This is a genomic window from Streptomyces sp. NPDC042100, assembly GCF_055582325.1.
Genome location: NZ_JBVJDK010000002.1, coordinates 639,341 through 660,702 on the forward strand (window position 1 = coordinate 639,341; position 21,362 = coordinate 660,702).

Consider the following 21,362-nt stretch of genomic DNA (forward strand, 5'->3'; position numbering starts at 1 on the left):
ACACCGTGCGAGAACGCACACCACTGGCGACCGTCCTGGCCGCCAACGCCATCTCCATCAGCGGCAATTCACTCACCCTCATCGGCGTCCCGTGGTTCGCCCTGGAGACCACCGGAAGCCCCGGCAAGGCCGGCGTCGTCGCCTTCTTCGCCGCCGTGCCCGTCGTCCTCTCCGCGATCTGCGGCGGCCCCGTCATCGACCGGATCGGCCGCCGCCGCGTCTCCGTCGCCTCCGACCTCGTCTGCGCCCTGGCCCTCGCCGCGATCCCGCTGCTCAACCGGGCCGGACTGCTCCAGTTCTGGATGCTGTGCGCGCTGATGGCCGTCACCGGCCTCTTCCACGCCCCCGGCGAGACCGCCCGGCACGTCCTCATCCCCGACCTCGCCCGGCACGCCGGCACCCCGCTCACCCGGGCCACCAGCCTGTACGAGGCCGTCTCCCGCGGCGCCCGGATGACCGGCGCCGCCCTCGCCGGCGTCCTCGTCGCCCTCATCGGCGCGGACACCGTGCTCTACGTGGACGCCGTCACCTTCGGCGTCTCCGCCCTGCTCGTCCTCGCCGGACTGCGCGGCATACCCGCCGCCGAGCCGCTCCGCGGGGCGCCGCCGCTCTCCCTCGCCGCGTACCGCACCGACCTGCGCGAGGGCTACTCCTTCCTGCTGCGCACCCCGCTGCTGCTCGGGATCAACCTGATGGTGATGGTCACCAACGGCCTCGGCCAGAGCTGGAACGCGGTGCTGCTCCCCGTACACGCCCGCGAGGAGCTCGGCGGCTCGGCCGCCATCGGGCTGCTCGTCGCCGTCTTCGGCGGCTGTGCCCTGATCGGCGCGCTGCTCTACGGGGCGGTAGGCCACCGCTTCCCGCGCCGCCCGGTCTTCGCCGTCGGCTTCCTGCTCGCCGGCGCCCCCTCGTACGTGGTGGCGGCCTGCACGGACACCACGCCGCCGCTGCTCGTCACGATGGCGCTCGGCGGGCTCGGCGCCGGAGTGCTCAACCCGATCCTGTCCACGGTCTTCTACGAGACCGTCCCCGAACAGCTCCGCACCCGCGTCGGCGGCGCCAGCACCGCCGGGGTGCTGCTGACCACCCCGCTCGGCGGCCTGGCCGCGGGCTATCTGGTCGAGCGGGCCGGCATCACCACGGCCCTGCTCTCCTTCGCCGCGGTCTACTTCCTGGCCACGCTCTCCCCGCTGGTCTTCCCCGCCTGGAAGACGATGGAGCGCCCCGCCGGGCCCGCCGGGCTCAGCAGCCCGGGACCTTCGACTCCTGCCCCTGCCCCAGGGCCCGCAGGGACGACACCGCGTCGCTGAGGGTGGTCACCGGCACCAGGCGCAGCCCCTCGGGCAGTTCGGCCCGCGCCTGGGAGCACTCGTCCTTCGGCACCAGGAAGACGGTGGCCCCGTCGCGCGCGGCGGCCTGCGTCTTCAGCGAGACCCCGCCGACCGCGCCGACCTTGCCGTCGGGCGTGATCGTGCCCGTACCGGCGATGGTCCGGCCGCCGGTGAGGTCGCCGCCGTCCCCGTTCCCGTCGATCTTGTCGACGATGCCGAGGGAGAAGAGCAGTCCGGCGCTGGGCCCGCCGACGTCGGCGAGGTGGAGCTGGACCTTCACCTTCGCCGGGTCGAGCTTCAGATAGCCGAGGGCGGCGAGGGAGGCCGCGTCCTGCGACTCCTTCATCTGCCCGAGGTTGCGCTGCTCGATCTCCTTGTCGGACTTGCCCGAGGGGTAGACCGACTCACGGGGCAGCACCGCCCGGTCCGTGCGGAACCAGGCGTCGGCCACGTCCGCGAGACCGATGTCCTCGGAGGGGCCGGTCGCCAGGATCGTCGTCATCCGCAGCTGCCCCTCGGTCTGCCGGACCGGGACACCGCTCACGGTGATCACCTCGCGCCCCTTGTCCGCGCCGAGCACGTCCGCGGTCGTCCCCGGCTGCGCGATCGAGAAGGGCAGCGGCGCGAGCCCGGCGACGGCGAAGAGCGCGACGACGGGAACGGCGCAGAGGGCGAGCGCGCGGGGACGCGAGAGGCTGGAGAGGGAGAACACGCCCCCAATCTACTGGGCCGGGCCCGTCCGGCGGACGCGCGCGTCCCCGGGGCGGGGCCAAGGCCCCCTCCCCCGCCTGCGACACCCCCTACCGCGGGGCCCTACCGCAGGGCGTCGGCGACCTCCCGTGCCGCGTCCACGACCCTCGGCCCGACCCGCTCCGGCACCGCGTCCGAGAGCATGACGACACCGACGCTGCCCTCGATCCCGGTCACCCCGACCAGCGGCGCGGCGGCCCCGCTCGCGCCGGCCTCCAGCTCGCCGTGGGTGAGGGTGAAGCCCGGTTCGATGAGCTCGCCGAGGCGGGCGGCGAGTATGGCGCGGCCGGCCGCCCCGCGGTCCAGCGGATGCCGGAAACCGGCCCGGTAGGCCACGTGGTAGTCGGTCCAGGTCGGCTCGACGACGGCGACGGCGAGCGCCTCCGCCCCGTCGACCAGGGTCAGATGGGCCGTCGCGCCGATGTCCTCGGCGAGCGAGCGCAGCGCGGGCAGCGCGGCCTCCCGCACCAGCGGATGCACCTGGCGGCCGAGCCGGAGCACGCCGAGCCCGACCCGGGCGCGGCCACCCAGGTCGCGGCGGACGAGGGCGTGCTGTTCGAGCGTGGCGAGCAGACGGTAGACGACGGTCCGGTTGACACCGAGTCGGTTGGACAACTCGGTGACGGTCAGGCCGTGGTCGGTGTCGGCGAGCAGTTTGAGGACTCTGAGTCCTCGGTCGAGCGTCTGGGAGGTCTCCGCGGTCACGACGCCCTCTCCTTCGGAGTGAGTGACAGCGGACTCGTACGAGAGCTGCGACACCGGTCCCATCGGCGACGCACGTCAGAGGCCGCCGGCAGGACGGGGCACACCGGCTGCGCTCCGCGGCGGCGCTGCCACGGGGCGTTTGCTTGAGCCGGGACAGTAGCGAGCCGCTCCGCTCAGCGGAAGACCTCGTCCAGAATCCGGGCGCGCGCGACCGGATCCGGGCGGTTCGGGACCTAAGTCGGCTGAACAGGGGACTTTGGCTGACAAGATCACCCAAGAGGCGCCCTTAGCGTGGAGGAGCAGGAGGCCCGACCGTGGGGGCCGGTCCTCCCTGCGCGTCCCGTTACCCGGGACGACCGAGGGGCCCGTACACAGCCTGTGTACGGGCCCCTCGTCTATGCCGTCCGGGCCCGTCCGGGCCGTCCGGGCGGGCCGGTCACCGCATCCGGGTGGCCCACTCCTGCACCTTCTTGATCCGCTCGCGGAGCTGCCCGGCGGTCGCCTCGGCGCTCGGCGGCCCGCCGCACACCCGGCGCAGCTCCGTGTGGATCACGCCGTGCGGCTTGCCGCTCTGGTGAACGTACGCGCCGACCATCGTGTTGAGCTGTTTCCTCAGCTCAAGGAGCTCCTTGTGGGAAACCACGGGCCGCCGCTCGGCCGGCAGCTCCAGCAGGTCCGCCTCGCTGTCCGGCCGCTTGCGGCTGTGCGCGATCTGCCGCGCCTGCCGCTTCTGCAGCAGCAGCTGCACCTGGTCCGGCTCCAGCAGCCCGGGAATGCCCAGGTAGTCCTGCTCCTCCTCGCTGCCGGGGTGCGCCTGCATCCCGAACTCGGCGGCGTTGTAGAGGACCCGGTCGAAGACGGCGTCGGACTCCAGCGCCTCGAAGGGCAGCATGTCCTGCTCGCCGGTGTCCTCGTCCTGCTGCTTCTCGGCCTCGGCGAGCTCCTTCTCGGACTCCGCGTACGGGTCCTCCTCGCCCTCCTTCTTCGGCCGGTCGAGGACGTGGTCGCGCTCGACTTCCATCTCGGTGGCGAAGCCGAGCAGGCTGGGAATGGTGGGAAGGAACACCGACGCCGTCTCACCCCGCCTGCGGGATCGCACGAAGCGCCCGACGGCCTGCGCGAAGAACAGGGGCGTCGAGATGGTCGTCGCGTACACCCCGACGGCGAGCCTCGGCACGTCGACACCCTCGGACACCATCCGGACGGCGACCATCCACCGGTCGGTGCTCTCGCTGTACTCGTCGATCCGCCCGGAGGCGCCGGCGTCGTCGGAGAGGACGACGGTGGCCTTGGCCCCGGTGATCTCGCGGATCAGCTTGGCGTACGACCGCGCCGAGTCCTGGTCGGAGGCGATCACCAGCCCGCCCGCGTCCGGAATGGACTTCCGGACCTCGGTGAGCCGCTGGTCGGCCGCGCGCAGCACATTGGGCATCCAGTCGCCGCGCGGGTCCAGCGCGGTGCGCCAGGCCTGCGACACGGCGTCCTTGGTCATCGGCTCGCCGAGCCGCGCGGCGACCTCGTCGCCCGCCTTGGTCCGCCACCGCATGTTGCCGCTGTAGCTGAGGAAGATCACGGGCCGGACGACGCCGTCGCCCAGGGCGTTCCCGTATCCGTAGGTGTAGTCGGCGGAGGACCGCCGGATCCCGTCGTTCCCCTCCTCGTACGCGACGAAGGGGATGGGGTTGGTATCGGACCGGAAGGGTGTACCGGTCAGGGCGAGCCGCCGGGTGGCGGGCTCGAAGGCCTCCAGGCAGGCCTCGCCCCAGGACTTGGAGTCGCCCGCGTGGTGGATCTCGTCCAGGATCACCAGCGTCTTGCGCTGCTCGCAGCGGTTGCGGTGCAGCATGGGCCGCACCCCGACACCGGCGTAGGTGATGGCGACCCCGTCGTACTCCTTGCTGAGCGGCCCGGCGCTGTAGTCCGGGTCCAGCTTGATCCCTATCCGCGCCGCTGCGGCGGCCCACTGCTTCTTCAGGTGCTCGGTGGGCGCGACGACGGTGATCTGCTGCACCACGTGGTGGTGCAGCAGCCAGGACGCGAGGGTCAGGGCGAAGGTGGTCTTGCCGGCGCCCGGCGTGGCGACCGCGAGGAAGTCACGGGGCTGCTCCTGGATGTACTTCTCCATCGCGCCCTGCTGCCAGGCTCGCAGCTTGTTGGCGGTACCCCAGGGGGCACGGCCGGGGAAGGCGGGAGAAAGGTGATGGGAGGAGGTGGCGGTAGTAGTCACGGTCTCCGGTTCGACGCTCGTCCAGATATGACAACCGGGCCACCTTACCGGTGCGCCCCCTCACGGGGGCGCCGCGGCACCCCCGCGTGAGACGGTCCTCACAGCCCCCGCAGCCGCTCCGCGATGACCGAGATATCCCCCTCCGCACCCCCGGCGACATCGATGACCAGGGCATACGCCCGATCAAGATCGACATCATCGAGACCGACCCCGTTGACACCGAGGAAGACGGCGGCGGACAGCCAGGCGGCCCGCTTGTTGCCGTCGACGAAGGGATGGTTGGCGGCGATCCCGTGGAGCAGCGCGGCGGCCTGCTCGTACACCTCGCGGTAGGCGCTCTCGCCGAACATCCGGGCCCTCGGCCGGTGCACGGCGGACTCCAGCAGCCCGGGCGCCCGCAGCTCGGGCACCCCGCCCCCGAAGGCGACGGCCGCGATGTCGAGGACCTCGCGCACGCCGAGGAAACGCGTGCTCACTCCCCCAGCCTCCTCAGCAGCGTGGCATGCCGCCCGGCAAGCCGCAGCGCCACCTCCCGCACCCCCGCCCCCTCGGCGGCCACATACCGCCGCAGGGCCTCGCCGACGAGCTCCTCGACACCGATACCGCGGGCGTCGGCGAGGTCGAGGACGTCATCGCCGACGGAAAGGGTCACGCGTTCCATGGGGGGACCCTAGGGAGGCGCGGGCGGGCGGGGCGACCTGTTTTCCGGGGCGGGCGAGGGCGGGGGGCGGTGCCGGAGGGCGGGGGCGCCGGCGGGGGTCCGGTGCCGGAGGGCGGGGGTGCCGTCGGCGGGCGCGTAGGTCCGCAGCTCGCCGGTGGCGGTGGCGGAGCGCGTACGGCCGGGCAGGGGCGGGCGGGACGAATGCGGGCGGGGTGGGGCGCGCCGAGTGGGGCGGTGCGGGCCGGGCGGGGCGTCCCGGCCGTACGAGGGTTCCCCTACGCGCCGACGACGGCGGCGGCGCCCCCCGGAGCCGTCCGGACCCCGAGCCGCGTGGCGACCCAGGCCCCCGCCCCCGCGACGACGGCCATCGGCAGGAAGACGGCGGCGAAGGCGACGGGATGCGAGGCGCCGGTGGCGGCCCCGGTGGCGGCGTGCCCCACGGCGCCACCGCCGAGCGCGGCGAAGGCGGCGCCGCCGGCGGCGAGGAGCAGCACGTTGGAGAGCCCGTCGGAGATCTGGAGCGCGGCGGAGTTCGCGCCCGCCTCCTCCGGCGCGGAGAGCTTGAGCAGCAGCACGCTGGTCAGGGCGATGACGATGCCCATGCCGAAGCAGCCGAACGCCCAGGCCACGGCGACCGCCCAGGCGGGCACGGAGTGGATCAGCACGCTGGGCGCGGCGGCGATGGAGAGCGCGACCAGCACCATGCCGCCGACCATGAGCCGCTCGCGGTACGGCTCGGTCCAGGGCCGCGCCTGGACGTAGGAGCCGAGCGCCCAGGTCAGCCCGCCGACGGCGAGCGAGAGCCCGGCGAGCGTGGGGCTCAGCCCGCGCTCGGTGACGAGCATGAGCGGTACGAAGGACTCGGCGGCGATGAACGCGCCGGCGGCGATCCCGCGCAGCAGCACCACCGAGGGCAGCCCGCGGGCGGCCCGGTACGTCCCTCGGGGCAGCAGCCCGCGCACGGCGGGCACGAGCAGGGCGGCACCGACGGCGGCGGGCAGCAGGGAGAGCCAGCGCAGCTCCTGCCCGGCGTACTGGAGCAGCGCGGCGCCGAAGGAGATGCCGAGGGCCAGCCGGATCCGGCGCCGGTCGAAGGGCGGGACGGGGGCGCTGGGGTCGGCGGGCCCGGAGGCGGTCCGGCGTATCGCGGGCAGGGCGAGGGCGAGCGGGAAGACGACGAGGACGGGAATCCCGACGAAGACCCAGCGCCACCCCAGGTGCTCGGTGATCGTGCCGGAGGCGAGCGGTCCGACGACGGAGGGGACGACCCAGCTGGCGGCGAAGGCGGCCATGATCGCGGGCCGGAGGTGCTCGGCGTAGGCACGGCTGATCACCACGTACAGGGCGACGATGACGAGCCCGCCGCCGAGCCCCTGGACGGCCCGGCCGAGGATGAACAGCCACATGGTCCCGGCGGTGCCGGAGAGCAGCAGCCCGACGACGAAGGCGCTCATGCCGGCGGCGAGCGGGCCGAGCGGCCCGCTGCGGTCGGACCACTGCCCGGAGAGGACCATGGCGAAGAGGCTGGTGGTGAAGTACGCGGAGAAGGCGAAGGCGTAGAGCGGCACGCCGTCGAGCTCGCGGGCGGCGACGGGCATGGCGGTGCCGACGGCGGTGGCCTCGAAGGCGATGAGCAGGACCACGGAGACGATGCCGACGCTGAGCGCCCGGTGCGCGCGGTCGAGCACGCTTCCGCCGCCTACGGGAGGTGCCGGGGCGGCGGGAGGGGCGGCTGTTTCGCGGGGTTCGAGGGCGCTCATCCCCCCAGAGTAAGGGCCGTCGCCGGAGGTGACCCCTGTCGCGAGGAGGTGAAGAACTGGTCCCTTGGTCGTAGGCCCGTGAACGCCCTGTGGCGCCCGTATGGCAGTCATGTTGCACGCCGCCCGAAACCATTGAGCACCCGGACCACCGGCCCCTAACGTCGTACCCGTCACCACCACGACCGTGTGCCCGAGTGGTTGAGGGGCTCGCCTGCAAAGCGAGTTACGTCGGTTCGATTCCGATCACGGTCTCCGAGGGAAGGGGCGCCCCGAACGGGGCGCCCCTTCCGCACGCCGGGCCTCAGGCGGCCGGCCGGGCCCCTCGCCCGGCTCAGCCCCGCCGGGACCGGAGCGCCACGACCACCACGGCGCCCCCGACCAGCACGGCCGCGCCGACGCCGAGCCCGATCCACAGGCCGGCGCCGCCGCCGTCACCGCTGTCCCCGGACTGGGCGGCGGGAGCGGGAGCGGGCGCCGCGGAACCGGAGCCGGAGCCCGGGCCGGAGCCGGACGGTGTCGCGGACGGCGTGGCGGCCCCCGCCCCGTCGAGGTCCGCGAGGGGCCGCACGTCGGCGGGCCCGGGATCCCCGGGCGTCTTGAGCGCCCGGAGCGGCCGGATGGCCCCGTACCCGATGTAGTCGTTGCGCCCGGCGCCGTCGTCGGGGGCGGCGATGGTGTTGAGCATGACCTTGAGGACCTGGTTGTTGGTCCAGTCGGGGTGCTTCGACCAGATGAGCGCGGCGGAGGCGGAGGCGAGGGCGGTGGCGTCGCTGGTGCCGGTCGACGTGCAGAGCCCGGTGCCGCCCCCACAGGCGTGGACCGTGTCCTTGCCCGGGGCGACGAGGTCCACCTGGGGGCCGTACTGGGACGTGGGGATCCGGGTCAGCTTCTTGTCGATGGCGCCGACCCCCACCACCCCGGGCGTCGCGGCGGGGTATTCGGCCTCGTTCAGCTTGTCCCCGCTGTTCCCGACCGCCGCGAAGACCAGCGCGCCCTTGCCGAGGGCGTACTTCACCGCTCCGGTGAGCCGCTCCGAGCCGGACTTCGCGCCCTGGGAGATGTTGATGACCTTCGCGCCGGAGTCGGCGGCGTACCGGATGGCTTCGGCGGCCATCGCGTTGAACTCCTCGTCCGCGGCCTGCCGGCTCCTGTTCGGGTCCGGATCCGGCAGCCGGATCGGGAGGATCCTGGCTCCGGGCGCCAGCCCGAACGCGCCGTCCCCTCCCCGTGCCTTGCCGGTCCCGGCGATCAGGCCGGCCATTCCCGTGCCGTGCCCGTCGAAATCGGTGTGCTCGTCGCCGGACTCACGGGACGCGGCGAAGTCCCTGCCGTCGAGCACCCGCCCGGCCAGATCCGGATTCTTATCGTCCACGCCGCTGTCGATGACGGCGACGGTCACGCCCTCGCCCTTGCTGATCTGCCAGATCTCCTCCGCGTGGAGGGTGTCCAGGTGCCATTGCCGGGAGCGGATGGTCTCCGCGCTCGCGGGTACGGACGCGATGCCCACCAGCAGCATCCCCAAGGCCGCCGAGGCCCCCGCCCGGACACGGCTTCCCCGCCTACTGCTGGTACGCATCTGCTTCCTCGCGCCGATCAGTCGATGACGGGCGGTGCCACGCGGCGCCTGCCCTGCTGCCAGGTCTCCTCGTCCTCGACCAGGTAGTCGGGACGCTCGCCGCGCTCCTCCTCGCGACGCCCTGCGGCGGGGACGGCCCCGCCCCGGCCCACCGGTCCGGTGCCCCGGGCCGCCGGCTCGCCCTGAGCGCCGCCCCGGACCAGACCGGAGCCGCCGGGGGTGAAGGGACGCCCGCTCGCGGACCCCGGCCGCTGCGGCCGACCGCCCACCACTCCACCGGTCTCACCGGCCAGGCGCCGGCCGCCGCTGATGCCGCTCTGGGCGGCACCCGTGCCACCGCCGCCCATCGGACCGCCCATGCCGTGACCGGCCATGGGGCCGCGGCCCGTGGCGTTGCCGCCGCGCCCGGTGGGCTCGTTCCCGATCACCGTGCCGCGCGGGAGACCGGCGGCGGACCGACCGGGCGTCCCGGGGACCGGCCGGCCGCCGCTGATGCCGTCACGCGGCATCGTGGGCAGCGGTCCGGTGCTCCCTCGCCCGGCGCCCGGCCCGACCCCGACCGGCCCGGCCGGCGTGCGGATGCCGCCGCCGGGCGGAGCCGTCCCCGGCCCGCCCCCCTTGCCGTACGGAGGGGGCACGACTCCGGGCCCGCCGGGAAGGGTGACCGGCGGCGTCACACCCGTGTCCGGCCGGGTGACCGGCGGCTGGACACCCGTCGTCGGGGGCGTACCGATGGCGGGCGGCGGCGCCGTACCCACGCCGCCGTCGATGCCCAGGTCCACGGGCACCTCGGGCCGGACGGCATGCGTGGGACCGGTGGTGTCGCGGGAGGGCGGAACCACCTGGGGATCGGGGACCGTCCGGACGTCGTACTGCGTACGCGTCGAGGCGGTGTCCGTCCCCACGGAACGGGTGTCGCCGCGCGTCGTGGACCCGATGTACTCCGACTCGTCCCTCTTGCGCGTCGAGTCGGGCGGGACGAACGCGTCCGGCGGCGGCTGGAACGACGGCAGCGTGAAGTTCGCCATCTGCCGGCTCGACCACTGGTACGCCCCGGAGAGCCGCTCCATCTCGGCGGCGGCGGCCTGCCGGTTGGCCTCCTCCTTCGCCTTGACGGCGGCGGCGTCACTGCCGTCCGGCGCCATCTGGGCGCGCGCGTCGCGGGCGATCTGCTGGGAGTCGGGGTCGTTGTGGTACTTCCGCGCGGCCTCCAGGTTCTCCTTGGCGGACGCGCTGCTCGTGTAGCGCGGGATGGCGCTCTGCGCGACGGAGATCGCGTCGGCCGCCTGCACCAGCCAGTTGGCGGAGTGCCCGCTGTAGTCGGCGAGGCTGTGCGTGGTGCTCGCGAGGCTGGTCGTCCACTCCATGAACGCCTTCTCGGCCTCGCCCCGCCACTCCACCCGCCCCGGCCGCTTCTTCAGCTCGTCGGCGATCTCCCGCATCTTCGTCGCGGCGTGGTTCAGGCGGTCGCTGGCGTCGCGCACGTAGAAACTGCTGGCCTCGTCCAGCCAGTCCAGCATCTGCTGGTGCGGCATGGCACGGAAGTCCGTCCCCCCGCCGCCTCCGGCATTGTCGTTCTTCTCCATGAGCCGCCTTCCCCGTATCCCCGTTGGTCCCCGTGATCCCCGTGATCCCTGTGATTTCTGTGATCCCTGTGATCCCCGTGATCCCTGTGGCCTCAGGGGTCCCCCCGCACCGCCCCGGAGACCCCCGCCCCTGCTCCCGCTCCGCTAACCGAGATCGGCACTCCCGCTGCCGCCGGCCGTCTCGGTGGCCTGCGGCTGATCGGCGGGCCGCGCGGGCTGCTGGACGGTGCCGTCCGGCCCGGTCCCGCTCCCGGTCGCGTCCGGCTTGCCCGAAGGCGTCGTGTCGTAGCCGGCCCGCTGGTCGGCCTTGGCCTTCGCCTCGGTGGTCCGGCGGCTGATCTCCAGCATCCGGTACCGGATGTCGTCGTCCGTCCGCTGCATCCCGTCCTTGGACATGCCGACGGCGATCCCCATGCCCTCCAGGCAGTCGGACAGCAGCCCGGAGAGCCTCGTCAGCTCGTCGAGCACGTTCTTGTACGACGCGAACAGGTCGTTCGCCTCCAGCCAGGCGGAACCACCGCCGCCGAACTGGGCGCGGGACACCGGCTCCGCCGACATGTTCGCCTTGCCCGCCGGAGACTTCAGGAGATCGGCGATCATCTCGTCGATCCCCTTCTTGAACTCCAGCATGGACTCGGAGTTGTAACTGACGGCTTCCCTGCTCATGCCCCGCATGGCGTACGCGCCACCGGAACCGTCCACGTAGGCTTCCACGCCCGGCGCTCCTCCCCCGTGAGAATGGGCCGTCCCCGAGTCTAGGGCTCGACCGACGACGGCAGCAGCCCCTGAACCGGGCCCGCCGGGACGCACACGGGAAGGCCCAGATCATCGGCACAGCCGATCTTCCGGCTACTTCAGGTACTCGTTGATCCTCGACGTGGCGAGAGCCGTCTTGATGTCCGCCTCCTCCTTCGCGTGCGAGGCGGCGCTGTAGTCGAGGTGGTTGGAGATGCTGGCGCAGGCGTCGAGCAGGGTGCCGAGCTGGGACGACCAGGTGTCGTGCACCTCCGCCATCGCGGCGCCGGTCCGGAAGCCGCTCGCCTTCAGCCCGGTCGCCGCATCGGCGGTCTGCGTACGGGCGTGGTTGCCGTCCTTCACCAGCCGCCCGTGCAGGACGTACGCGGCGCCGCCGATGGCCCCGAGCCTGTCCTGGTCGACGCTCAGGTCCGCGGTGCCCCCGCCCGGCCCGGCGGTCGCCTGGTTGAGGCGGGTGCCGACCGGGGCCGCGGCGCCCCGGGCCATGGCCCATTCCCGATCGAACGACATGCTCTCCCCCGAGCCGCTGGATCAACCCGTGCACGTGGTGCGGGCGGGCGGGAACATCCGCCCACGTCACGCGGAGGCTAAGGGGCTTGCCGGGCTCCCCCAGGCACCCCATACCGGTCTCCGCCACACCTCCGGAGCCGAGTCCCCTCGCCCCCGAGGCCTCAAAGGGCTCCGACGTGCGACGAACACCTCGACCACCCTCAGCACCCGGCCTCAACAACGACGGGAAACATCCCTCTCGACCGACTGCTTTGCGGTTGCTCGCTGTTGACGACGCGCCCTTCCCACCCCTTGAAGGGCACTCACGCTACCCGCCGCCCCTCATGACTGCGCGACTGCAACGCGCAATCTGTCAGCTTCCGAACGGCGGCTGCTGCTGCTGGGGCGGCTGCGGTGCCCCGTAGGGAGCGTAGGGCGGCGCCGCGGGCGCGACCGGAGGCACGGGAACCACGGCCGCCCGACGCCGAGCACGCACGACGACAGCCGCCACCGCTCCACCGACCAGGACAGCCGCACCGACACCCAGGGCGATCCACATACCGCCACTGCCACCCCCCTCCTCGGCAGGAGCGGGAGCAGCGGACGAAGCACCGTCCGCCGGAGCGGGAGTCCCCGAAGCGGAAGCCGAGGCCGACGGCGAGGCGGACGCCTCGGCGGCGGCGAGGTCGGGCAGCGGATAGACGTCGGCGGGGCCAGGGTCGCCGGGGGCGGTCAGGGCGCGCAGGGGGCGGATCGTGCCGTAGCCGATGTAGTCGGTGCGCTCCTTGCCGCTCTTCGCCTTGCCGGCCGTGTTGAGCATGACGCGCAGAACCTGGTTGTTGGTCCAGTCCGGGTGCTTGGACCAGATCAGGGCGGCGGACGCGGAGGCGAGGGCGGTCGCGTCGCTGGTGCCGCTGCTGTTGCAGAGCTGGGTGTCCTTGGTGCAGACGTGCACCAGGTTCTCGGCCGGGGCGGCGAGATCGACCTGGGGACCGGTCTGGGACTTGGGCCACCAAGCGGCCGTCTTCGTCGTGCCCCCGACACCGACCACACCGGGCGTCGCGGCCGGGTACTGGACGGCGTTGTCCGTGTCCCCGGTGTTTCCCACACCGGCGAAGACCAGCTTGCCCTTGGAGAGCGCGTAGCGGACGGCCTCCGCGAGCTCGGGGCCGATCCGGTCCGCGCTGGAGGCGACGGAGATGTTGATGACCTTGGCCCGGGAGTCCGCGGCGAAGCGGATGGCCTTGGCCATGCCCTCCGAGAACGAGTCGATCTGCCCCTTCTCGGTCCACCGCTCCTGGCTGTAGACGATCCGGATCGGCAGGATCTTGGCTTTGGGCGCGAGCCCGTACGACCCCTGGGTGCCCCCGCGCGCGCCGGTGGCAGCGATCAGGCCGGCGATCCCGGTGCCGTGGTTGTCGACGTCGTTGTTCTCGTCCCCCGGGAGGCGCGAGTAGTTCGTCCCCGGCAGGACCTGTCCCCGGAGGTCGGCGACGGTGTCGTCGACGCCGGAGTCGATGACGGCGACGACGACTCCGTCGCCCTCGCTGACCTTCCAGATCTTGTCCACGCCCATGGCGTCCAGGTGCCATTGCATGTCGCGCACGGACTCGGCGTGGGCCGGCGTCGCGCCGATGCCCAGCAGTGTCAGGGCCATGACGGCTGCCGTCAGGGAGCCGGACCGCACGGCCCGTCCACTGCTGGTTCGCATCAGTCTCTCCGAGTCCTTCTGTCTACGGGGTCAGTCGACGACCGGCGGGACGATCCGGCGCCTGCCCTGCTGCCAGGTCTCCTCGTCCTCGACGAGGTAGTCGGGCCGCTCGCCGCCGCGCTCCTCACGGCGGTCCTCGCCCGTGCGGATTCCGGCACCGCGCATTCCGGCGCCGCGTCCGGCCGCCGGCCCCGCCCCGGGGCCCGCCTGGCCGCCCCGGACGAGCCCGGTGCCACCGGGGGTGAAGGGACGGGATCCGGCCTGGCCCGTCTTCTGCGGGCGGCCGCCGACCACCCCGCCCTGCTCGCCCGCGAGTCGGCGACCGGCCGCGGTGGCGCCGCCCCCGCCACCACTCCCGCCCGCGTGCGGACTCATGCCACCGGCCGCGCCACCGCGCCCGTACGCCTGCTCGTTGCCGATCACCGTGCCGCGCGGGATGCCCGTGGCGGACCGGCCGCCCGCGGTGGGCGACACGGGCCGGCCACCGACGATGCCGGGCTCACGCGGCGGACGCGTCGTAGCGGTCCCGCCGGGTCCGAAGGGCCCCGGACGCATCCCGGCGGTGCCGCCGCCCTTCCCCGCGCCGCCGCCACCGGTCGGCAGCGGGCCGGACCCGCCGCCGGGGACCGTGACGAACGGCGGCGGAGTGGTCTGGGTGCCACCGGGGTACGTCGGCACCTCCGGCTTCACCGTGCCGGGCACCGACGGCGTGCCGGGGCCCGGCCGGGTGTCGGGCGGCGAGGTCACGTGGTCGATCCCCAGGTCGACGGGGACCTCGGGCACGACCGGCACCGGCCTCGGCCGGACGGTGCCCCCGTTGTCGGCCGGCCCTCCGTCCGTACCGGGCGCGACGGCGCGGTCGGGGACCGTGGACGTGGCCGTACGCTCTCCCCGGTCGCCGCCGCCCTGGTAGGAGGAGGTCGAAGACGTACGAGGGGTGCGCGAGCCGCTGCCCGGGAGCTGGATGTGCCGGCTGCTGTCGACCCACGTCGGGTCCATCCCCGACGGCGGCGGGAACTCCGGCCGCTGCGCCGCGTTCACCCGCTGCCCCGTGAACGTGTACGTCTGCCCCAGCGAGCGCAGCTTCATCAGCGCCTCGATGCGGGCCTTCTCGCGTGCGCCGGCCGCCGCGTTCATGTCGTCGGTCGCCGTCTTGACCTCGGTCTTGCCGGCGCCCGGGTCGTGGCGCGCCGCGTTCAGCACGCGCTGCGCCGTCGCGTAGTCCGTCTTCGCCGAGGCGCTCGTCTTGGCGAGGTCCTCGACTCCGCTCCGGGCCTGGGCCATCGCCTGGGCCGAGTCCTCCAGGGCCACGCCCGCGACCCTCGTGTACTCGGCGAGGTGGAACGTGGCGCTCGCGGTGTTCGCGGTCCACTCGACGAAGGAGTCCGCCGCCACGCCCTTCCAGCTGAGGCCGCCCGAGGCGCGGTTGCGCAGATACTCGGCGATCTTGGTGATCTCGACCGCGGCGCTCTTGAGCTTGACCGACAGCGCGGCGGCACGCGCGTGCTGGACGGGAGTCAGCATCGCCAGCAGCTGCTCGTTCGACATGCCTTCGAGCGATGTCGCCTTCGGTTCCGGCTTCTTGGGCCCCTTACCCATGCGTCACTTCCCCCGTTTCCGTGCGGTGGTTCACTGGTAGTCGCCGCCCTGCGCGTCGCCGCCGGCCGCGGGCACGTCGGTCCGCGGAGTCTCCGCGGAGGTGCCGCTCGCGGTCTGCTGGACGCCCGGCTTCCGGTCGTCGCCCTGCAGCGCGGTGATCTGCGTGTTGAGCGCCCTCATCCGCCTACGGATGTCGTCGTCGACTTCGGCGTACCCCTTCTTGGAGAAGTCGATCGCGATCTTCATGCTCTCCATCTGGAGCCCCAGCACCTTGGAGAAGGTGATCAGTTCGTCCCGGACGACGGTGTAACTGGCGAAGAGGAAGTCCGCCTCGTGGAACCCGGGACCGGCGAGAGACGCCTCCTCCAGCCAGTCCTCGCCGATCTTGCCCGGTCCGGCCTCCGAGCCCTCGAAGGTCGTGAGCAGCGCGTCCACGCGGTCCTTGAGGTGCGCCAGCTCGTTCACCTCGACGGCCAGGCTCGCCGCCGCGCCGATGCCGCCGCCCAGCAGGGGGATCAGGGACAGCGCGGTGTTCATCGCTCCCCCGCCGCCACTGTCCGTCGCCTCCGCCATAACCGCCTCCCCGTTCGACAAGTCAGGAGTTCATGGTAGTCAGGACGACGGACAGCGCGCACCTCCGGGTTGCACAAGCAACGCAGATCGCCTGGTTACGACTTGGGCACGACCGGGCACGCCTCAGTCCGCTCCGGGCCGCCGTCCGGCCCCCGTCGGAGGCCGGTTTCGCGGTGCGAATGCCAATGGCACAGGCCGCCCCCGGCACGGGCTCAGGACGGCCGGGCCTGGGGCCAGGTGGGGGCCGGCCGCACCGCCTTGAGCACCGGCCGCTCCGGAAGCCCCGCGTTGTTCACGCAGCCCAGCTCCTTCACCGTCGCGAGCATGATCGAGTGCAGGACGACGAGGTTGGCCTCACGCGTGGCGGGAGTGTCGGGAGCCTTGGCGCCCGTCACCGCGAGGTTCCCCCTGATGCGAGCCGGTTCCCGTTCCGATCCCTTCAGGCGGGGGCTGACGCACTGGGTATAGAGATAGCCCTGCCGGTAGCCGGCATACGCCGCCACGCCCATCTCGTACGGGTACGTGAAGGGAACACTGGCGATTCCCTGCGGCTCCTGGTCATGGTAGAGACCGAATTCGACGGACAGCACCCTCCAAGGCGCCTTGTCCGCCTTGATATCGCACCGGAGCGCGCGGAAACTGCGGCGGACGCCGTCCTCGTAGTCCGTACGCAACTGCCCGGTCGCTTCGGCGAGCCAGCCGCTCGGCGCGTCGGTGAACGCCTCCGTGTCGAGGGCCTGGCGCAGGGCGGGCGCCGCGGCGGCGGAGACGGTCCCGTCGCACTGCTGCTCCGGCGCCGTCCGCTTGGGCCGTTCCTCTCCGGCGCAGGCGGTCAGCAGGAGGGACATGGCCAGGAGGGTGCCCACGGCCCGTATCGCACGCCTCATGCCCTCATCGCCCGTCACTCTTGCTCGCCCTCTGTCTGCGGCAGGTTCCCCATCGGCCTGCCGAGCGTGTTCCCGTAGATGTATCCGTTGTTCCGGGACTCGATCAGCCGCTGTTGGACGTCCTCGTCCACAAGGCCCCCGTGGTGGGTGAGGAAGCGGATCAGCGGCGCGTCGGCGCTGGCCTTCCCCTGGATGTAGTGGGTTCTCACGTCGTCGTGGGTCTTCCCCTCCGCCGCGTCCTTGTGATCCTCGACGGACTTGTCCGACCAGTCGCCGATGACCTGCCCCGCCAGGGTCTCGATCGCGCCGCTTCCCGTGTCCACGGCGAGCGGTACGAGGATGGCCGCCGCACCCGCGGCGGCGGCTGTCGCGGGCAGGAGCGCGACACCGGCCGCGACGGCGGACGTGGTCCCGAACTCGATCCAGGCGGCTTTCGCCTCCTGGGCCTTCTCGTAGTCCTCCTGTGTCTTCTGCCCTTCGGCCTCGATCTGGTCGCCACGTGCCCGGTCCAACACCCCCTGCACCATGCCGCCCGTGTGGACCGCCGCGCTTCCCCGCCCCTCCGGGATCCCCTTGCCCTCGTCGAACTCGGCTTCCAGCACGCTGGTCACGTAGATCCGCTCCGCCGCGGACACCGTCGCGTAGGCGTCGGGATGCTGCCCCAGCGCGGTGAGGAACGACATGGTCCGCGGCGCCGTGAAGTCCCGGTGGGCCGCGATCGCGTCCATGGCAGTCCCCTTCGGGCCGAAGACGCTCTTGCCAGAACCTTCGGACAGCGACCAGTTGAGGTCGTCGATATAGCCGGCCGCCATGGCCCCCAGGCTGTCGGCCAGCGCCGAGTGATGCTTCTTGAGGAACTCCGCGTCCCCATAGCGGGTGATGACGCGGTCCATGATCTCGACCGTCACGGCGTCCCGGCCCAGCTTCGGGTCGGGGTCGTCCCAGGCGTGCCCGAGGGTGGCTGCCTCCAGTGCGTGGCCCAGGGCGTCCGGCAGGAAGTCGCGCGCCTTCTTGGCCTCCTCCGGGGTCCGCCCGTCGATGTCCGCGAAGGAGGCGTACTTCTCGTCGGTGAAGAACTCCAGGTACTTCACACTCACCGCGGAGGTGCCCCCGGGCTTCCCGTCCTCCGTATACGGCGTGGGTTCCTTACCGAAGAACTCCTTCGCCGCCTGCGGGCTGTGCCCGAGGGCCTCCAGCACCGGCACCATCGGGTCGTAGCCGGCTCCGTTGACCCCGGACGGATTGAACGGGTCGCTGCGGAGCCCGCCGAAGCCCTTGTTCGCCGCGAACATCTCCGGGTCCTTGGCATGGAGCTGTGTCACATGCTCGGCGACCGGCACCAGGAACCTGGGGTTGTAGTCCCCGTACCGCAGAACGCCGCCGAGCAGCTGGTACCCGAAGGGGGCGCCGTAGTCGTTCCTGGCCAGTGGAACGCGCTCGGTGCCCAGTCCGCGCATCTCCGCCGACCACCGGTCGGCCCACGCGTCGTCGCCGCGCGTCGCCTGCGCGAGGTTGAGTCCCAGGTTCTTCTGCAGCTCCTGGACGGCGGCGAGCCGCGCCTCGTCCACCTTGCCGCCGTCGAACGTGTCGGCGGAGAGCCGGCCGAAGAACTCCAGCGAGCCCTTGGCCCCCAGGCCGTCGTAGAACGCGCGGGCGAAGGCGCCGGAGGCGCTGTTGTCGGCCAGCAGCTCGTTGAGGCGGGCCAGTTCGTCGGGGGTGAGGTCCCGGCCCTTCCCTGCCAGGTCGACGGCCCGTTGGGCCTCTTCGGCGTCGAGGCTGGAGTACTTCGGCGCCGAGAAGTCGTACGCGCCGGAGGTGACGTTGGCCCGGAGCGCGTTCGCGCAGGCCACGTCGGCTTCGTCACAGGTCTCCAGGATGGCGGTGATGCGCTCCTGTAACGCCCCGATCGCTTCCTCTTCCTTGCGGATCAGCGCGAGATAGTCCGGGTCGCGGCGCAGCTCCATGTCCGGGGCGTCGATGGGGCGCACCGCCTCCACGGCACCGGTCGCGGTCACGGTCAGTCCCCGCGCCTTGGCTTCCGTGTCGGCGATGCTCCTGAGGTCGTCCTGGGCCTTCTTGAAGGCGGCGTAGCCTTCCCGCAGGATCTTCCAGACGCCTTCCGCCGACTTCGCCGCGTCCGCGAACTCCTTGGCCGTCTTGTCCACGAACGGCTTGGTGACCTCGGCGTTCACCCCGCGCCAGTACTCGTCCTTGGCCTTCGCGGCCATGTCGGTCCGCGCGTCCTCGGCGAGCCGGCCGAGTCTGGTCTTCATCTCGGACCAGTGGTCCACCGCGGTCTTCATCCTGCCCAGAGGGGCATGGACCACGTTGTCGTACGTCAGCATCAACAGCCCCCGGTCGCCCAGTCCGTCGGTGATCAGTCCGAGGACGGGACCCCCGGCCGGAGAGCCCTCCGCCCGGGCCCCCGCGCCCGGACACCATGCCCGTACAACGCCCCCGCCCTCACCCGGTGACGACCGCCGCCTGCGGTCTGATCGGGAGCCGGTTGACGGGACGGCCCGTGGCGGCGCGGACCGCCGAGGCCACCGCCGCCGGGGAGGTGACGACCGGGACCGCGCTCGCGGGCTTGGCGCCGAAGGGGGCGACGACGTCGCGTTCCTCGACGAGCTTGACGATACGGATGTCCGGGGCGTCCAGCGACGTGGGAAGGGCATAGCCCGTCAGGTCGGGGTGGCGGACCAGGCCTCGGCTGGTGCGGAGGTTCTCCGTGAGGGCCGCGCCGACGCCCTGGGTGACGCCCGCCTCGATGCGGGTGGCCAGTTGGGCCGGGTTCAGGATGCGGCCGACGTCCTGGGCGACGGCCATCTCGACCACCCGGACCGTGCCGATCTCCACGTCCACGTCCACCACCGCGCGGATCGCGCAGAACGCCAGGCCCACGAAGGCGTCGCCCTGCCCGTTCTCGTCCAGCGGCTCGGTGGGGTGCGGGCGGCACTGGGCGGTGGCCCAGAGCTCCTTGCCGTCCATCGCCTCGGTGACCGTCGTCGACAGCACACCGTCATACGAGGTGATCTTGCCGTCGGTGATCTGGAGCAGCTCCGTCGACATGCCGAACTTGTGCGCCAGCGGCTGGAGGAGCTGGGTCCGGACCATCCTGGCCGCCCGCTCCACCGCCCCGCCCGACACCCAGGTGTGCCGGCCGTGCGTCGCCGGGCCCGACGGCGGCTGGTCCGTGTCCACGGGGGCCACGTGCACCTCTTCGATGCCCAGCGTCTCCTGGACGATCTGCCGGGCCAGCGTCGTGAAGCCCGAGCCCGTGTCCACGGCCGCGCAGATGACCGTGGCCACCCCGTCGTGGACCCGTACCGTCGCCGTCGAGACCTCGTCCGCGCCCTCCGCGCCCAGCATGTGCACCATGCCCAGCGCGTAGCCGACGCCCCGCCGGACCGCGCCCGGCTCCCCCGCGCCGTCCGGGCCGCCGGGCAGCAGCCAGTCCTCCTCCGGGGAGTCCATCGGGAGGGGCGGGAGGGGGAAGTCGCGGACCGAGGAGAGGAGTTCGGCCACGGGCGCGGGGCAGGTGACCGTCTGGCCGGTGGGCAGGATGTCGCCCGTCGCCAGGACGTTGCGCATCCGGATCTCGGCGCCGTCCACGCCCACCCGCGCGGCCAGCTTGTCCATCTGCGCCTCGTACGCCGCGCACACCTGCAGGGCGCCCTCGCCCCGCACATGGCCGGACGGGGGGTTGTTCGTACGGACGGCCCAGCCCTCGACGAACGCGTGCGGCACGACGTACGGGCCGCAGGCGAAGGACACCGCCGCCGCCAGCGACTCCGCGGAGGAGTCCGCGTACGCCCCCGCGTCCAGCAGGATCTGCGCCTCCACCTTCACCAGCCGGCCCTCCGCGTCCGCGTGGTGGCGGTAGCGCAGCAGGCTGGGGTGGCGGTGGGCGTGGCCGAGGAAGGACTCCTCGCGGGTGGCCGTGAGCTTGACCGGGCAGCCGGTGCGCAGCGCCAGCAGCCCCAGCGGGATCTGGAAGCCGGGGTCCTCGCGGTCGCCCGTCGCACCCGGGACGCCCGTCACCACCAGCTTGACCTGCTCCGGCGGCAGCCCGAAGCACGCCGCCGCCAGGTCCCGGTCGGTGTGCGGGTCCGTCGACGCGGTGTACAGCTCCACGCCCCCGTCCGGGCGCGGCACCGCCAGCGCGGCCTCCGCCCCGATGGGCGCGGTGTCCTGGCGTCCGATCCGGTACAGCCCCTCGACGACGATCTCGCCCGTCGCCTCCTGGTCGCCGAAGCTCAGCGGGATGTGCCGGATCAGGTTGCCGTCCGGGTGCAGCGGCGGCGCCGCGAACGCCTTCTCCGGGTCCGTGACCGGCTCCAGCACCTCGTACTCGACGGCGATCGCCGCCGCCGCGAGCCGCGCCGTGTCCGGGTGGTCGGCGGCCACCGCGGCGATCGCCTCGCCGTGGTGGCGCACCAGGTCGGCGGCGAACACCGGCCGGTCCGCCACCCGGCGCCCGTACGTGAGGGCGCCCGGCACGTCGGCGTGGGTCACCACGGCCCGCACACCCGGCATCTCGGCCGCCGCCGTCGTGTCGATCGACACGATCCGCGCGTGCGGGTGCGGGGAGCGCAGGATCGCCGCCCACAGCAGGCCCTCGGCCCACAGATCGGAGGCGTACGGGAAGGTGCCCTCGGTCTTCGCCCGCGCGTCGGCCTGCGGGAGCGAGACGCCGATGCCGATCCCGGGCCCGGGGCCGGCCGCCTCCGTGGTCGCTTCGCTGCTCACGC

General features: G+C 73.0%; 17 protein-coding genes and 1 tRNA gene. 2 read left to right on the forward strand and 16 right to left on the reverse strand.

The features are described 5' to 3' along the window. Positions 1 to 5 precede the first annotated feature (5 nt). A complete protein-coding gene (locus ACZ6J5_RS07060; RefSeq protein WP_469388486.1) occupies positions 6 to 1,310 on the forward strand; it encodes an MFS transporter in 1,305 nt (434 codons plus the stop codon). Here the strand turns inward: ACZ6J5_RS07060 and ACZ6J5_RS07065 are convergent. The 6 genes from ACZ6J5_RS07065 to ACZ6J5_RS07090 all read right to left on the reverse strand — a co-directional run bounded on the left by ACZ6J5_RS07065 (position 1,243) and on the right by ACZ6J5_RS07090 (position 7,434). After that, entirely contained in the window at positions 1,243 to 2,043 is an 801-nt protein-coding gene (locus tag ACZ6J5_RS07065) for a S16 family serine protease (protein ID WP_469388488.1), read from the reverse strand. The genes ACZ6J5_RS07060 and ACZ6J5_RS07065 overlap by 68 nt on opposite strands. A 101-nt stretch (positions 2,044 to 2,144) precedes the next feature. Further along, on the reverse strand, positions 2,145 to 2,786 hold the full coding sequence (locus ACZ6J5_RS07070; RefSeq protein ID WP_046912351.1) for an IclR family transcriptional regulator: 642 nt from the start codon (positions 2,784 to 2,786) through the stop codon (positions 2,145 to 2,147). A gap of 436 nt (positions 2,787 to 3,222) precedes the next feature. Further along, positions 3,223 to 5,013, reverse strand: a complete 1,791-nt coding sequence (locus ACZ6J5_RS07075) for a DEAD/DEAH box helicase (RefSeq protein WP_469388491.1) — start codon at positions 5,011 to 5,013, stop codon at positions 3,223 to 3,225. Positions 5,014 to 5,111: 98 nt separating this feature from the next. After that, the gene (locus ACZ6J5_RS07080) at positions 5,112 to 5,489 is read right to left on the reverse strand and encodes a type II toxin-antitoxin system death-on-curing family toxin (protein ID WP_469388493.1); all 378 of its coding nucleotides are present in this window, start codon (positions 5,487 to 5,489) and stop codon (positions 5,112 to 5,114) included. Continuing rightward, positions 5,486 to 5,674: a hypothetical protein gene (locus ACZ6J5_RS07085; protein ID WP_469388495.1), complete on the reverse strand. Its 189-nt coding sequence runs from the start codon at positions 5,672 to 5,674 to the stop codon at positions 5,486 to 5,488. Before ACZ6J5_RS07085 ends, ACZ6J5_RS07080 begins: the two co-directional genes overlap by 4 nt. Positions 5,675 to 5,949: 275 nt before the next feature. After that, positions 5,950 to 7,434 (reverse strand): MFS transporter, encoded by a 1,485-nt coding sequence (locus ACZ6J5_RS07090; RefSeq protein ID WP_469388497.1) that lies wholly within the window; start codon positions 7,432 to 7,434, stop codon positions 5,950 to 5,952. A 180-nt stretch (positions 7,435 to 7,614) separates the two neighbouring features. Between ACZ6J5_RS07090 and ACZ6J5_RS07095 the strand changes: the two genes are divergently transcribed. Beyond that, positions 7,615 to 7,686, forward strand: a tRNA-Cys gene (locus ACZ6J5_RS07095). A 79-nt stretch (positions 7,687 to 7,765) separates the two neighbouring features. Here ACZ6J5_RS07095 and mycP (ACZ6J5_RS07100) read toward each other — a convergent pair. The 10 genes from mycP (ACZ6J5_RS07100) to ACZ6J5_RS07145 all read right to left on the reverse strand — a co-directional run bounded on the left by mycP (ACZ6J5_RS07100) (position 7,766) and on the right by ACZ6J5_RS07145 (position 21,360). Continuing rightward, the gene (gene mycP / locus ACZ6J5_RS07100) at positions 7,766 to 9,010 is read right to left on the reverse strand and encodes a type VII secretion-associated serine protease mycosin (protein WP_469388499.1); all 1,245 of its coding nucleotides are present in this window, start codon (positions 9,008 to 9,010) and stop codon (positions 7,766 to 7,768) included. A 17-nt stretch (positions 9,011 to 9,027) separates the two neighbouring features. Then, the gene (locus ACZ6J5_RS07105; protein WP_469388501.1) at positions 9,028 to 10,596 is read right to left on the reverse strand and encodes a hypothetical protein; all 1,569 of its coding nucleotides are present in this window, start codon (positions 10,594 to 10,596) and stop codon (positions 9,028 to 9,030) included. Between the two features lie 144 nt (positions 10,597 to 10,740). Further along, positions 10,741 to 11,310, reverse strand: a complete 570-nt coding sequence (locus ACZ6J5_RS07110; RefSeq protein ID WP_469388504.1) for a hypothetical protein — start codon at positions 11,308 to 11,310, stop codon at positions 10,741 to 10,743. A 135-nt stretch (positions 11,311 to 11,445) separates the two neighbouring features. Continuing rightward, complete coding sequence (locus ACZ6J5_RS07115; RefSeq protein ID WP_469388506.1) at positions 11,446 to 11,862, reverse strand: hypothetical protein; 417 nt, start codon at positions 11,860 to 11,862, stop codon at positions 11,446 to 11,448. Positions 11,863 to 12,214: 352 nt separating this feature from the next. Beyond that, positions 12,215 to 13,552 carry a type VII secretion-associated serine protease mycosin gene (gene mycP, locus ACZ6J5_RS07120; RefSeq protein WP_469388510.1) on the reverse strand — a complete coding sequence of 446 codons (1,338 nt, stop codon included), beginning with the start codon at positions 13,550 to 13,552 and terminating at the stop codon, positions 12,215 to 12,217. Positions 13,553 to 13,582: 30 nt separating this feature from the next. Next, the gene (locus ACZ6J5_RS07125; protein WP_469388513.1) at positions 13,583 to 15,151 is read right to left on the reverse strand and encodes a WXG100 family type VII secretion target; all 1,569 of its coding nucleotides are present in this window, start codon (positions 15,149 to 15,151) and stop codon (positions 13,583 to 13,585) included. A gap of 30 nt (positions 15,152 to 15,181) precedes the next feature. Further along, positions 15,182 to 15,724 (reverse strand): hypothetical protein, encoded by a 543-nt coding sequence (locus ACZ6J5_RS07130; RefSeq protein WP_469388515.1) that lies wholly within the window; start codon positions 15,722 to 15,724, stop codon positions 15,182 to 15,184. Between the two features lie 212 nt (positions 15,725 to 15,936). Further along, a complete protein-coding gene (locus tag ACZ6J5_RS07135; protein WP_469388517.1) occupies positions 15,937 to 16,611 on the reverse strand; it encodes a hypothetical protein in 675 nt (224 codons plus the stop codon). 14 nt (positions 16,612 to 16,625) lie between these two features. Further along, positions 16,626 to 18,914 (reverse strand): hypothetical protein, encoded by a 2,289-nt coding sequence (locus tag ACZ6J5_RS07140; RefSeq protein ID WP_469388519.1) that lies wholly within the window; start codon positions 18,912 to 18,914, stop codon positions 16,626 to 16,628. Between the two features lie 160 nt (positions 18,915 to 19,074). After that, positions 19,075 to 21,360: a xanthine dehydrogenase family protein molybdopterin-binding subunit gene (locus ACZ6J5_RS07145; protein WP_469388668.1), complete on the reverse strand. Its 2,286-nt coding sequence runs from the start codon at positions 21,358 to 21,360 to the stop codon at positions 19,075 to 19,077. Between the last annotated feature and the right edge of the window lie 2 nt (positions 21,361 to 21,362).